This window comes from Sphingomonas sp. Root720 (assembly GCF_001428605.1).
GTDB lineage: Bacteria > Pseudomonadota > Alphaproteobacteria > Sphingomonadales > Sphingomonadaceae > Rhizorhabdus.
The window spans coordinates 271,815-285,000 of sequence record NZ_LMID01000015.1; the positions used below are offsets into that span (position 1 = coordinate 271,815).

At 68.5% G+C, this 13,186-nt stretch carries 9 protein-coding genes, 1 tRNA gene and 2 rRNA genes (1 of these 12 running past the window's edge); 5 read left to right on the forward strand and 7 right to left on the reverse strand.

The window, feature by feature from the left end; genetic code table 11:
* Positions 1 to 158 precede the first annotated feature (158 nt).
* A complete protein-coding gene (locus tag ASE22_RS23440; protein WP_056365448.1) occupies positions 159 to 1,088 on the forward strand; it encodes a 2-hydroxyacid dehydrogenase in 930 nt (309 codons plus the stop codon).
* Between the two features lie 24 nt (positions 1,089 to 1,112).
* On the opposite strand, the gene ASE22_RS23445 is transcribed toward ASE22_RS23440, so the two are convergent.
* The 3 genes from ASE22_RS23445 to ASE22_RS23455 form a co-directional block, all read right to left on the reverse strand.
* Complete coding sequence (locus ASE22_RS23445) at positions 1,113 to 2,627, reverse strand: malonate--CoA ligase (protein ID WP_056365452.1); 1,515 nt, start codon at positions 2,625 to 2,627, stop codon at positions 1,113 to 1,115.
* Positions 2,628 to 2,737: 110 nt separating this feature from the next.
* The gene (locus tag ASE22_RS23450; RefSeq protein WP_056365454.1) at positions 2,738 to 4,045 is read right to left on the reverse strand and encodes a lipopolysaccharide biosynthesis protein; all 1,308 of its coding nucleotides are present in this window, start codon (positions 4,043 to 4,045) and stop codon (positions 2,738 to 2,740) included.
* A complete protein-coding gene (locus ASE22_RS23455) occupies positions 4,042 to 5,187 on the reverse strand; it encodes a glycosyltransferase (protein WP_056365457.1) in 1,146 nt (381 codons plus the stop codon). The genes ASE22_RS23450 and ASE22_RS23455 overlap by 4 nt, the downstream gene beginning before the upstream one ends.
* Positions 5,188 to 5,276: 89 nt before the next feature.
* Here ASE22_RS23455 and ASE22_RS23460 point away from each other — a divergent pair, with 89 nt between their 5' ends.
* The 3 genes from ASE22_RS23460 (at position 5,277) to ASE22_RS23470 (ending at position 8,389) form a co-directional block, all read left to right on the forward strand.
* Positions 5,277 to 6,419, forward strand: coding sequence for a sugar-transfer associated ATP-grasp domain-containing protein (locus ASE22_RS23460; RefSeq protein WP_056365460.1), 1,143 nt, complete (start codon positions 5,277 to 5,279; stop codon positions 6,417 to 6,419).
* A 97-nt stretch (positions 6,420 to 6,516) separates the two neighbouring features.
* Positions 6,517 to 7,557 (forward strand): D-alanine--D-alanine ligase family protein, encoded by a 1,041-nt coding sequence (locus ASE22_RS23465; RefSeq protein ID WP_056365461.1) that lies wholly within the window; start codon positions 6,517 to 6,519, stop codon positions 7,555 to 7,557.
* A complete protein-coding gene (locus ASE22_RS23470; RefSeq protein WP_056365464.1) occupies positions 7,544 to 8,389 on the forward strand; it encodes an NTP transferase domain-containing protein in 846 nt (281 codons plus the stop codon). Before ASE22_RS23465 ends, ASE22_RS23470 begins: the two co-directional genes overlap by 14 nt.
* Positions 8,390 to 8,454: 65 nt before the next feature.
* On the opposite strand, the gene ASE22_RS23475 is transcribed toward ASE22_RS23470, so the two are convergent.
* Positions 8,455 to 9,603 carry a GGDEF domain-containing protein gene (locus tag ASE22_RS23475; RefSeq protein WP_235538191.1) on the reverse strand — a complete coding sequence of 383 codons (1,149 nt, stop codon included), beginning with the start codon at positions 9,601 to 9,603 and terminating at the stop codon, positions 8,455 to 8,457.
* Between the two features lie 233 nt (positions 9,604 to 9,836).
* On the opposite strand from ASE22_RS23475, the gene ASE22_RS23480 reads away from it, so the two are divergent.
* Positions 9,837 to 10,961 (forward strand): pyridoxal phosphate-dependent aminotransferase, encoded by a 1,125-nt coding sequence (locus ASE22_RS23480; protein ID WP_056365469.1) that lies wholly within the window; start codon positions 9,837 to 9,839, stop codon positions 10,959 to 10,961.
* Between the two features lie 239 nt (positions 10,962 to 11,200).
* Here ASE22_RS23480 and ASE22_RS23485 read toward each other — a convergent pair.
* The 3 genes from ASE22_RS23485 to ASE22_RS23495 all read right to left on the reverse strand — a co-directional run.
* Positions 11,201 to 11,277: transfer RNA gene (locus tag ASE22_RS23485), tRNA-Met, on the reverse strand.
* 61 nt (positions 11,278 to 11,338) lie between these two features.
* Positions 11,339 to 11,453 (reverse strand): 5S ribosomal RNA (gene rrf / locus ASE22_RS23490).
* A gap of 94 nt (positions 11,454 to 11,547) precedes the next feature.
* Positions 11,548 to 13,186: ribosomal RNA gene (locus ASE22_RS23495) — 23S ribosomal RNA — on the reverse strand (it continues 1,165 nt past the right edge of the window).

Sequence of the window (13,186 nt, forward strand, 5' to 3'; positions counted from 1 at the left end):
TTCCGGACATGCGGGCGACGCCCGCCTTCGATGATCGGGGATTAGACCGGCCGCCGCCCGGCCGGGATTGGCGGATTCGACAATTGCCGGTCCAAAACCGACAAAGTGCCGGTCGACCATATTGGCAGGACGATGCATTCCATCCTAGGGAAGGGCGCATGTCCGATCGTCCCGTCATCCTCGTCGCGCAGCCGCATCTCGGGTTGCTCCTTGCCACCCTCGAAGGACAGTATCACGTGCTCTCGCTGTGGAAGGATGAGGACCGGTCCCGCCTGGCGGAGGTCACCGCGCTGGTCATGGCGGGCGAATTCCAGCTGTCGCCCGAGCTGGTCGACGCGCTGCCGAAGCTGGGCCTGATCGCCTGCTTCACCGTCGGCTATGACGGGGTCGACGTCGCCGCCGCCCGTGCGCGCGGCTTCCAGCTGAGCCACGCCCATGACGCCAATCAGGAGGATGTCGCCGACCAGACGATCGGCCTGATCCTCGCCCAGCGCCGCCGCATCGTCGATGGCGACCGGATGCTGCGCGCCGGCGAATGGAAGCCGGGCACCAAGATGATCACCCGCTCGGTCGGCGGCGCGCGGGTCGGGATCGTCGGCCTGGGCAGCATCGGCGCTGCCGTCGCCCGCCGCGCCGAGGTGATGCGGATGGAGGTGCGCTGGTGGGGCCCCAACCCCAAGCCCGCCATCGCCTGGCAGCGCATGGAGGACCTCACCGAGCTGGCGGCGTGGAGCGACATATTGGTCGTCGCGGCGCGCGCGCATGCCGACAATGAGAAGATGATCTCCGCCGGGGTGATCGAGGCGCTGGGGCCCGACGGCCTGCTCGTCAACGTCGCGCGCGGTCAGGTGGTCGACGAGGATGCGCTGATCGCCGCGTTGCGCGATGGCCGCCTCGGCGCAGCCGCGCTCGACGTCTATGTCCAGGAACCGACCCCGGCCGATCGCTGGGCGGACGTACCCAACACCGTCCTCACCCCGCACACCGGCGGCGCCACCGACGCGGCGGTCCAGCGGATGAAGGACATGCTCGTCGCCAACCTCGCCGCCTTCTACGCGGGCGAGCCGCTGGTGACGCCGATTCCCTGACGGGTCTCCCGAAGCCGTTGACGGCTACCGCCCCGCCAGCAGCCGCTTATGCTCCTCGCGGAGCTGGACCTTCTGCACCTTGCCCATCGCATTCTTGGGCAGCGCATCGACGAACAGGATGGCGCGCGGCTGCTTGTAGCGGGCGAGGGTATCGGCGAGGCCGGCCCTGATCGCATCGGCATCGGCGAAGCCCTTGTCGCGCGGCACGACGATCGCGACCGGCGCTTCGCCCAGCTCCCGGTGCGGCACCGCGATGACCGCCGATTCATGGACCTGCGGCAGTTCGTCGAGCGCGGTCTCGACCTCGGCCGGATAGACGTTGTAGCCGCCCGAGATGATCAGGTCCTTGGCCCGGCCGACCAGGGTGACATAGCCGCGCGCGTCGATCAGGCCGAGGTCGCCCGAGACGAACCGGCCGTCGCGAAACTCGGCTTCGGTCTTCTCGGGCATCCGCCAATAGCCCTGGAAGACGTTGGGCCCGGAAATCTCCACCACCCCGACCTCGCCCTGCGGCATCTCGGCGCCCGTGTCGGGATCGGCGATGCGGATCGACACGCCCGGCAGCGGGAAGCCGACCGTGCCGGCGATGCGCTCCCCGTCATAGGGGTTGGAGATGTTCATGTTGGTCTCGGTCATGCCGTAGCGTTCGAGGATGGCATGGCCGGTGCGCTCGCGGAACGCGCGGTGGATGTCGGCCGACAGCGGCGCGGACCCGGAGACGAACAGTCGCATATGGGCGACGAGGTCGCGGGTGAAGCCGGGCTCGTCGAGCAGGCGGATGTAGAAGGTCGGCACCCCCATCATGCTGGTGGCGAGGGGCAATTGGCGCAGCACCTCCGTCCCGTCGAACTTCGGCAGGAAGATCATCGACGCGCCCGCCGCGAGGATCGTGTTGGTGGCGACGAACAGGCCGTGGGTGTGGAAGATCGGCAGCGCGTGGAGCAACACGTCGTCGCCGGTAAAGCGCCAGGCGTCCTTCAGCATGAAGGCGTTGGAGCCGAGATTGTCGTGGCTCAGCATCGCCCCCTTCGAGCGCCCGGTGGTGCCCGAGGTGTAGAGGATCGCGGCGAGGTCGTTGTCGTCCCGCGCGACATCGTCGAAGCTCCCGGGCTGCTCCGCCAGCAGCGCGGCGACGCTGCCGCCGCCGTCGGCGCCGAGCGTCTCGACCCGCGGCACCCCCGCCGCTTCGGCCAGCGGCGCGATCGCGGGCAGCGCCGCGGGATCGCAGACGAACAGTGCGGGTTCGGCGTCGCGCATGAAATAGTCGAGCTCGCCCGCGGTATAGGCGGTGTTGAGCGGCAGGAAGACCGCGCCCGCCCGGAGCGCGCCGAGATAGAGCATCAGCATGTCGATGCTCTTCTCCGCCTGCACCGCGACCCGGTCGCCGACGCCCACCCCGGCACCGCGCAGCATATGCGCGAAGGCGGCCGAGCGCCGGTCGACATCGCCATAGCTCACCATGCCGCCGCCGGGCAGGTGGGCGAAGGGGGTGGCGGGGTCGGGGAAGCCGGCGGCGAGGCGGGTGTAGAGATTGGTCATCAGCGCGGCTTAGCCGATACGCACGGCCCGCGCCATTTGGGTTTGAGGGCCTTTCTCTCCTCCGTCATGCTGAAACAAGTTCAGCATGACGGAGGAGAGGGGATTGTTTCCTATCGCCTCGACGGCAGGATGGCCGCCCGTCCCAGCGCGATCCGCATCAGCAGCGAGGAAACGACCGCCGCGATCGCCGCCGCCATCGCGCCCAGCATCGGCAGCAGCGCGGCGAGCAGCAGCCCGAGCACGACCACCCCCGCCCCCCGGATCGCCAGCACCACGCCCGCGCGGCCATGGGCGACCAGCAGCGGTTCGAGCGCAAAGCCCGACAGGTCGATAGCGACGCCGATCGCCATGACGACCAGCATGGCGCGCGCGAAGCCATAGGCCGGGCCCGCGAGCAGGTCGATCAGCAGCCCGCCCCCCGCCAGCGCGACGACGACGACCGCCAGCGACAGCCCGATCGCGTAGCGCGACACCCGCGCCATGACATGGTCGAGCGTGGCACGATCGGCGCTGGCGTGGAGCCGGGCCAGCTCGGGATAGAGGACGCGCGCGGCGATCTGGATCGGCTTGGCCAGCGCGCGGGCGACCTTGCCGGCGATGCGGAAGCCGCCCGCCGCCGCCGGTCCCGCCGCGCCGCCGACCGCGAGCGTGGCGATCTGCTCGCCGAGCAGCCCGACCGTACCCGCCGCATTGGTGGTGAGGGTGAAGCGCCAGATGCCGGCATTCTCGCGCTGCGCTATCAGCGTGCGCCGCCCGCCGAGGGCGACGGGCAGGCCGGTGCGGGTCAATGCTGCGATCCATGTTGCGGCATGCTGCAGCAGCGCGGCCGCCGCCCAGGCGACCAGGAACAGGCCGATGCCGCCGCCGGTCGTCCAGGCGAGGACCGCGCCGGCCAGCCGCACCAGCGGCCCGACCGCCTGGCACCAGGTGGTGAGGTCGAAGCGGTCGACGAGGCGCAGCATGCCGGTCGGCGTCGCGCCGGTCGACAGCAGCAGCGCGACCCCGAACCAGGCGGCGCGCTGCCGCTCGACCATGTCCCAGTCGAGCCAGCCGGCGGCGAACGCCACCCCCGCTCCGGCCGCCGCCGCGCCGAGCAGCGCCCCGCCGCAGTCGAACACCGTGGTGAGGCCGAGCAGCCGCCCCAGCCGGTCGCGGCGCCCGGAGGCCAGGTGGATCGTGCCGTAGCGGATCACCGTCTGCCACGACTGGAACTGGGCGACGTTGGCGATCGCCTGGCCATAAGCGAGGACCAGCGTGAACGCGCCGAACCGGGCGGGGCCGAGCGTGCGCGCGGCAAGCCCCAGATAGAGCAGGCTCGCCACCGCCTGGAACCCGCGTCCGCCGAGCAGCCAGGCGAGGTTGCGTCCCATGCGCGAGAAGACGGCGCCGCCCTGGTGGGCCGCCACCGTCGCTGTCATGCGGCGGCCCGCGCCGGCCCGTCCATCTCGGCCATCTCGGCCATCACCGCCTCGACCAGATCGAGATAGGTGCCGCCCGGCAGGCCATAGGCGCAGGCGCGATCGCCCGGCCGCACCGCATAGCCCGAGAGCTGGACGAGGATCGCGCGCGCCAGCTCGGAGCGGTCCTCGCCGCCGACGAGCAGGCCGTGGCGGCCTTCGTCGAGCACCTGCGCGGCGTCGCCGGCGCGGCGCGAAGCGATCACCGGCGCGCCGACCGCCATCGCCTCGAGCAGCGCGACCGACGATCCTTCCCAGCGTGACGGCAGCACGAACACCCCCGCGCGCGCCGCCCAGGCGAAGACGTTGGCGCTTTCGCCGGCGAGCAGGAAATCCTCGCCCAGCCCGGCCCGCGCGGCGCAATCTTCGAGCCGCGCCCGCTCGTCGCCGCTGCCGCTGCCGCTGCCGCTGCCGAGGATGGCGAGCCGCAACCGACGCTCGGCGCGGGCGGCGCCCACCGCCTCGATCAGCAGGGCGAAATTCTTCTGCGGGCGGAGCCGGCCGATGCCGAGGACGACGGGCACGTCCTCGTCGAACCAGGGATGCGGCGACGGCGCCAGCGCCAGCGCGCGCGCCTGGTCGACGTCGACCCCGCTCGGGATCTCGACCGCATGGCCGCGCTCGATCGCGCGGGCCAGCATCGGCGCGCGGCGCAGCGTGGCCCCGACGATCGCGATCCGCGCCGCATCGGCGATCAGCCGCTCCATCCAGTGCATGCGCAGCGCGCCGCGTAGGCCGTCGCCCCGCGTCACCTCGTTGCTGATCCGGTAGACGCGGCCGACATGGCCGAGCCCGCGGCAGGCGAGATAGGCGGTCGCGTGGCCGTGATTCCCCATCGACAGCAGCACGCCCGGCGGCTGCCCCCGCAGCCAGCGCCGCAGCGGCTGCGCGGCGGTGATGCGCGAGGCGGCCGGGCTCGGGCGATCCTTCAATATCGCGAGGCGGTAGCGGCCCTGCCCCGCCGCCTCGCGGAAGAAGCCTTCGCCATGGCCGGCGACGAGGGTCGTGTCGTGCCGGCCGGCGCAGTGATCGGCGAGCATCATCGCGTCGCGGACGACGCCGCTCGACCGCAGATCGTGAACATAGATGATGATATTGCCCATGACGTCCCGGCCCGACCCGAAAGCGTCACGCTAACCGACATATATGACGATCCCGCGAGCGCCGGTGGAGGCGGACATGGGGACCCGACATGGCTGGTTATGACAGGCTCTATTATCTGCGGAAGGCATGGCCGCTCTTCCCCGGCATCGTCCGCCCGGTGGCCGCCCCCTTCCTGGCGCCGCATTATGAGGCGCGCCGTTCCCGACGCGGCCCGCTGCGCGCCACGCTCGACGCGATCGTCGGCCTCGGCTTCCATCTCTGGATTCCCCGGCGCGCGGCCAAGGTGCAACGGCGCTTCGGCTTCGACGACGCCTGGCGCCGCCGCGCCATCGCGATCGCCCGCGCGCGCTTCGCCGATCCGAACGACATCGCGCTGTTCCGGATCGAGCGGGCCGCCGAGCTCGATCGCTATGTCCGCCGCTTCGAGGATGCCGCGATCAACAAGCGGATCAACCCGCTCGGCTGGACCCCGGACTGCGCACTCGCCGACAAGCGGCGCTTCGCCGAGCGCTGCCGCGCGGCCGGCCTGCCCTGCCCCGAAACCGTCGCGACCGTGATCGGCGGCAGGATCGCGGTGCTGGCCGATCCCGCCGACCGGCCGCTGCTCGTCAAGCCGATCCATGGCGAGGGCGGCGACGGCCTGCGCCTGCTGGGCCCGATCTCCGACCGCGCGGGGCTGGCCGCGCGGCTGCGCGGTACCAGGCAGGATTGCCTCGTCCAGCCGCTCGTCACGGTCCATCCCGCGCTGGCCGACATCGCGCTGGGTGCGCTGCCGACGGTGCGGATCGTCACCATGCTCGACGAGGCGGGTGCGCCCGAGCTGGTCAGCGCGACCTTCCGCTGCGCTTCGGACCCGCGCGCCCGGGTCGACAACATGAAGGCGGGCGGGCTGATCGTCCCCGTCGCGCTGGAGGATGGCGGGCTCGGCCGCGCCTGCTTCGGCTATGGCGGCCGGGACCACGACATCCATCCCGCCTCGGGTGCGCCGATCGCGGGCCGGACCCTGCCCGACTGGGGCGCCGCGGCCGCGCTGGCGGTCGGCGCCCATGCCGGGGCCTTCGCCGACTATGTCCTGATCGGCTGGGACGTCGCCTTCACCGCCGAAGGGCCGCTGCTGATCGAGGGCAATGGCAAGCCCGGCGTGCTGATGCCGCAGCGCGCCGCACGGCGCGGGCTGGGCGAGGGCCGTTACGGGACGTTGCTGGCGCATCATCTCGCAACCAAATCGTAGCGGCCTCGTCACATCGCCCGCCTACCATGGCGCTGGCCCGGGCCGGGAAGCGCGATGGGGAGGATCATCGCGCCTCGGGAGGGTCTGGAGAACCGGAATGACTCGCATCGCGGCGCCCCGTGCGCTTCCCGCGGCGGCAAAACGCGCCCTGAGGATCCTGTTGATCGCCAAGCACGTCCATTGGGAAGGCGGCCTCCATCCCACCGACGGCACCCACGCCACCTATCACCGCGAAATGCGCAGCGTGCTGGAGGAGATCGGGCTGAACCTTCACCTCGCCGACAGCTATGAGGCGCTGTTCGCCGCGCCCGACGTCGACTTCGTCTTCCCGCTGCTCAACCGGGGCGGCTTCCTCAATTCGGAGATGTTGCTGCCGCTGCTCTGCGAACGGCGGCGCCTCCCCTATCTTGGGGCGAGCCCGATCCTGCGCGGACTGTCCGACGACAAGCATCTCGCCAAGCGGGTCGCGGTCGCGCGCGGCGTGCCGACCGCGCCCTGGGCAGTGTTCCGCCGCGGCGCGCCGGCCGATCCGTCGCTCTGCCCGCCGGCCGCCAAGCATGTCGTCAAGCCCAACGCCTCCTCGGCGAGCTGGGGGATCAGCGCCGCCTATGACGCGGAGGACATCCGCGCCGCGATCCTGCGCCTCCACAAGGAGGGCCATGACGTGATCGTCGAGCCGTTCATCCCCGGCCACGACATCGAGGTGTCGGTGATCACCCTCGACGGCGAGCCCTTCATCCTGCCGGTGCAGATCGTCGAGCAGGACGACCCCGCCTATCTCCGCACCTATCTGGAGAAGCGCAACCTGATCGACGACCAGGCTTATGCGATACGGCCGCTCGACGACGACCGCATCCGGATGGAAGCGGCGCGCCAGTCGATCGAGATGATGAAGGAGTTCCTGCCCTTCGACTATGGCCGCTTCGAGTTCCGCCTGAACGCACGCACCGGCGAGCTGAGCTTCATGGAGGTCAACCTCAACTGCAACCTCTGGTCGCGAAAGACGATCGCGATGGCGGCGTCGCAGATCGGCTGGAGCCATGCCGAGCTGATCGAGACGATCCTGACCGAGAGCCTCGAACGCCAGGGCCTGCTCGAAGGGCTGGTCGACCGGATGCCCGAACGTGTCGCGGCCTGAGCGAAGCTTCACCGCAGTCGTCCTGGCGGCCCAGCGCGCCGGGCGGGTCGATCCGCTCGCCGAGGCGCATGGCCTGTCGCACAAATGCCTCGTGCCCATCGGCGGCGCGCCGCTGATCGCGCATGTCGCCTGCGCGTTGTCGTCGACCGCGGGCTGCCGGCGGATCATCGTCGTCGTCGAACCGGCGATGTTCCCCCAGCTGCGCCAGTTGCTCGAGGACGGCCCGCCGCCGGTCGACTTCGTCGCGGCGGCCGACAATCTCGCCGACAGCGTCTTCACCGCCAGCGACGGGATCAAGGGACCGATCGTCGTCACCACCGCCGACAATGTCCTGCTGGCCCCCCAGGCGGTGCTGAGGATGGTCGAGACGCTCGATCGGGGCGCCGACGTGACGATCGCGATGGCGACGCGCGCGGCGGTGCTCGGCGCGCATCCCGAGGGGCAGCGCCGCTTCTACCGGTTCAGCGACGACGAATATTCGAACTGCAACCTCTACGCCTTTGCCGGCCGGCAGGCGGTGACGGCGGCGGAGAGCTTCCGCGGCGGCGGCCAGTTCGCCAAGAAGCCGATGCGCCTGGTGGCGGCGGTCGGCCCGCTCACCGTCGTGCTGATGCTGCTCGGCCGCCTGTCGCTCGGCGACGCGCTGGCACGACTGGGGCGCCGCTTCGGGCTGCGCATTGAACCGGTCGTGCTGCCCGACGGCGCCCATGCGATCGATGTCGACAACGAACGCACCTGGAAGGTCGCCTCGACCCTGCTCGCGCAGCGCCGGGACGGCGAACGCCCGGCCGTCCGCACCATGGCCCGGGTGGTCGAGGCGGCATCCGCCTAGGTCGATTTCGAAGCGGATGGCCTTCGGCGGAACGGGCCAGCCGACCGCTGCCGGAGCAAGGGCGCTCAGAGCGCGATGAGGCCGCGTCCTTCGGCCTTGGCCTGGTAGAGCGCGCTGTCGGCGCGGTGCAGCGCCGCGTCGAAATCCTCCTCGCCCTCCAGCACGGCCGCCATGCCCATGCTGACGCTCCAGGCGATCGCATCGTCGGCCTGGGTCTGGAGATGGGCTCGGAGCCGCTCGGCGAACCGCTCCGGCTCGCGGCAGGCAGCCGGCAGCAGGATCGCGAACTCGTCGCCGCCCAGTCGCGCCAGTTCGCCGCCCTGGGCCTTGGACAGGCGCTCCGCCTCGCGGCCGAACAGCGCCAATATCCGGTCGCCGGCGCTATGGCCGTGGCAATCGTTGATCGTCTTGAAATGGTCGATGTCGATCGCGATGGCGGTGGCCCCGGCCGCGAGCAGCCGGCGTTTCCGCAGCTCCAGGCCGGCCCGGTTCCAGGCACCGGTCAGGGGATCGCGGAGCGCCGCCTGCCGAAGCTGCTGCTGCGCCCGCTCGACCGGGATCGCGAGCAGGCCGAGGTTGACGATGCCGAGCAGGACCTGATCCGACAGCATCGCGAACAGCGCCAGCATCTCCATGCCGCGCAGCGCGCCATATTCGCCGGCGATCGACAGGGCGTAGCCCGGGACATAGGCGAGCAGCGCCGCTCCGACGATGCGATGGCCCGCGGTCGGATACGTCCAGCGCCCCCACAGCATCGCGCCGCCGTTGATCGCCATCGACAGCGACAGGCCGAGGGCGTCGCCGACGTTCGGAACCAGGCTGGTCGGTGCCAGCCCGCCGAGTGCGACCGCCAGGCGCGGCCCGCCATGGCCGAGCGCCGCCGCGACGATCGAGAGCAGCATCCACCAGCGGAACGGCGACTGCCCGTCGAGGCGGCGAGCCCCCGCCAGCGCGATGACGTTGCTCAGGCCGAGGCCGCCGAACAGCAGCGTCGTGGTCGGGATCTCGCCGCGCGGCGTCAGGCTGAAGCCGAGGATCACCGCCCCGTACAGGCAGGAGCCGGCGGCCCAGTAGAGCAGGTGCGTCTCGCCGCGATCGCGCAGCCACAGCGCGATGAAGACCGCCCCGAACGCCGTCGAGGCGAGCAGGCTGCACAGCCGCAGCGTATCGACATCGGGAAGCAGGGGCATGTTCGATCGACTTTCGGACCGCATCGGCGAAGCTGTCAAGACACTGGGATCAAGTCTCTTTCTCTCGCGAGATCGGCAGGATTCCCGGTCTCAGGAACGTGCCGCGGACCGGAACGATCCTCCGCGCCGATCCGAATGACGACCCGCGCTCCCGCCCATCCGAGCAATGCCGCGTTGCGAAGCGGCCGACATTCGACGAAACAGCTCGTCAGACTTCCGGTCGCCCGTTCCAGGCTCCGGGCAAGACGAGGACCCCGATGCAGGACGACGTTCAACCTTTCCGCGCGATCGAGATCAGCGGCCTCGCACGCCGGCTCGCGGCCGAGGGACGGTCGGTCCTGCACATGGAGTTCGGCCAGCCGTCGATGGGCCCGCCGCGCAGGGTGCTCGACGTCGCGCGCGCCGCGATCGACACCGACCGGATGGGCTATTGGGAAAGCCCGGCGCTCAAGGAGCGGCTGGCCGCGCTCTATGCGGAGCGCTACGGCGTCGCGCTCGCGCCGTCGCGTTTCCTGCTGACCTGCGGCGCTTCGCCCGCCCTGGTTCTCGCGCTCAGCATCTGCTTCCCGGCGGGCGCGCGGATCGCGATGGCCCGGCCGGGCTATGTCGCCTACCGGAATACGGTCAGGGCGCTCAACATGGTGCCGGTCGAAATAGGCTGTGGGGCCGCGAGCCGTTTCCAGCTGACCGCCGAGGCGCTCGACGCGATCGAGCCGGCGCCCGACGGCGTCATCATCGCCAGCCCGGCCAACCCCACCGGCACGATCATTGCCGCCGACGAGCTCCGCGCGATCGCCGCGGTCTGCCGGCGCAAGGGCATCCGCATCCTTTCCGACGAGATCTACCATGCGCTCAGCTATGGCGAGCCGTGCCGGTCGATGGTCGAATATGATCCCGATGCGGTGGTGATCAGCAGCTTCTCCAAATATTATTGCATGCCCGGCTGGCGGCTGGGCTGGCTGCTCGTCCCGCCCGACCTCGTCGAGCGCGCCTGGTCCTATCTCGGCTGCCTGTTCCTGACCCCGCCGACGCTCAGCCAGCACGCCGCGCTGGCGGCATTCGACTGCGGCGAGGAACTCGACGCCAACGTCGCGGTCTATGCGCGCAACCGCGCCCGGCTGCTCGAGGCGCTGCCCCAGATGGGACTGCGGCGGATCGCCCCGCCCGACGGCGCCTTCTACATCTATGCCGATATCGGCCATCTGACCGACGACGCGATGGGCTTCTGCCGGCAGCTGCTGCTCGATACCGGCGTCGCGACGGGGCCCGGCATCGACCATGACCCGGTCGACGGGCGCCGCTTCTTCCGGCTGAGCTTCGCGATTTCGTCCGACGAGGTCGAGCAGGCGCTCGACCGTCTCGGGACCTGGCTGGCGCGTTAGAGGAGCGCTCGGACGGGGGCTGCAGCCGCCGCCTCGCCCTGATCCGGCGTCAGGCTCTAAGAGGGGACGCGAGAAAGCCCGCGAGCTTGAGGCTAGCGGGCTGGTATGTTGTGTGTGTGGGTGTGTTGTGGTTGTTGGATTGGTTGCGGGGACAGGATTTGAACCTGTGACCTTNGCCCGCGAGCTTGAGGCTAGCGGGCTGGTATGTTGTGTGTGTGGGTGTGTTGTGGTTGTTGGATTGGTTGCGGGGACAGGATTTGAACCTGTGACCTTCAGGTTATGAGCCTGACGAGCTACCGGGCTGCTCCACCCCGCGCCAATGGGCACCGAAGGTGCGGACGAGTGAATGGGTTTATACTTGATGCACGGACTGCAAAGCCTGGCGGCGCCCTACTCTTCCACCGCTTAAGCGCTAGTACCATCGGCGCAGTCTGGTTTCACGGCCGAGTTCGGGATGGGATCGGGTGGGTCACAGACGCTATGGCCACCAAGCTATGGAGGCCGTGCATGAAGTTCTAGAAACCGTGCGTTTGTATGATGCTGGGAGAGATATTCCGCCATCAGCATTGCTGTTGATGGTGGGGCTCTCAAGCGCGAATAGAGCAATTAGTATCGGTTAGCTCCATGGGTTACCCCACTTCCACATCCGATCTATCAAGGTCGTGGTCTTCGACCGCTCTAAGATATCTTATCTTGAGGGAGGCTTCCCGCTTAGATGCTTTCAGCGGTTATCCCGTCCATACATAGCTACCCTGCTGCGCGGCTGGCGCCACGACAGGTCCACCAGAGGTATGTTCAACCCGGTCCTCTCGTACTAGGGTCAACTCCTCTCAAATATCGACGCCCACGGCAGATAGGGACCAAACTGTCTCGCGACGTTCTGAACCCAGCTCACGTACCACTTTAATTGGCGAACAGCCAAACCCTTGGGACCTGCTCCAGCCCCAGGATGTGATGAGCCGACATCGAGGTGCCAAACAACCCCGTCGATATGAGCTCTTGGGGGTTATCAGCCTGTTATCCCCGGCGTACCTTTTATCCGTTGAGCGATGGCCCTTCCACGAGGGACCACCGGATCACTATGACCGACTTTCGTCTCTGCTCGACTTGTCAGTCTCGCAGTCAGGCTGGCTTATGCCATTGCACTCTAACAGCCGGTTTCCAACCGGCCTGAGCCAACCTTCGCGCGCCTCCGTTACTCTTTGGGAGGCGACCGCCCCAGTCAAACTACCCGCCACAGAGGGTCCCTGAACCAGTTTCATGGTTCGAGGTTAGACATCAGAAAACAACAGGGTGGTATTTCACCTATGGCTCCACACGGGCTGGCGCCCATGCTTCAAAGCCTCCCACCTATGCTACACAATTCTTTCCTAATGCCACTCTGAAGCTGCAGTAAAGGTGCACGGGGTCTTTCCGTCTAACCGCGGGTACTCCGCATCTTCACGGAGAATTCAATTTCGCTGAGCATGTGCTGGAGACAGTGGGGAAGTCGTTACGCCATTCGTGCAGGTCGGAACTTACCCGACAAGGAATTTCGCTACCTTAGGACCGTTATAGTTACGGCCGCCGTTTACCTGGGCTTCATTTCGGAGCTTGCACCCCTCCACTTAACCTTCAGGCACCGGGCAGGCGTCAGACCCTATACGTCGTCTTGAAGCCGACTTAGCAGAGCCCTGTGTTTTTGCTAAACAGTCGCTACCCCCTGGCCTGTGCCCCCCATAAGTGCTTGCGCATATATGGGGCCTCCTTCTTCCGAAGGTACGGAGGCAATTTGCCGAGTTCCTTCAGCACACTTCTCTCAAGCGCCTTGGTATACTCTACCAGACCACCTGTGTCGGTTTCGGGTACGGTCTATACGGTGGGGCTATTTCCTGGAACCATTTCGAAGCACGTCCAATCCGATAAGGACGTACAACACACATGATCCGTCACACACCACCAGGCCCACGAATATTAACGTGGTTCCCATCGACTACCCCCTTCGGGCTCGTCTTAGGGGCCGGCTCACCCTGCGCGGATTAGCCTTGCGCAGGAACCCTTGGTCTTTCGGCGACAGGGCATCTCACCCTGTTTATCGCTACTCATGTCTGCATTCGCACTTCCGATACCTCCACGGCCCATTACCAGACCGCTTCACAGGCTTACGGAACGCTCCGCTACCGCGTGGATAAATCCACACCCTAAGCTTCGGTGCGTGTCTTGAGCCCCGTTACATCTTCGCCGCA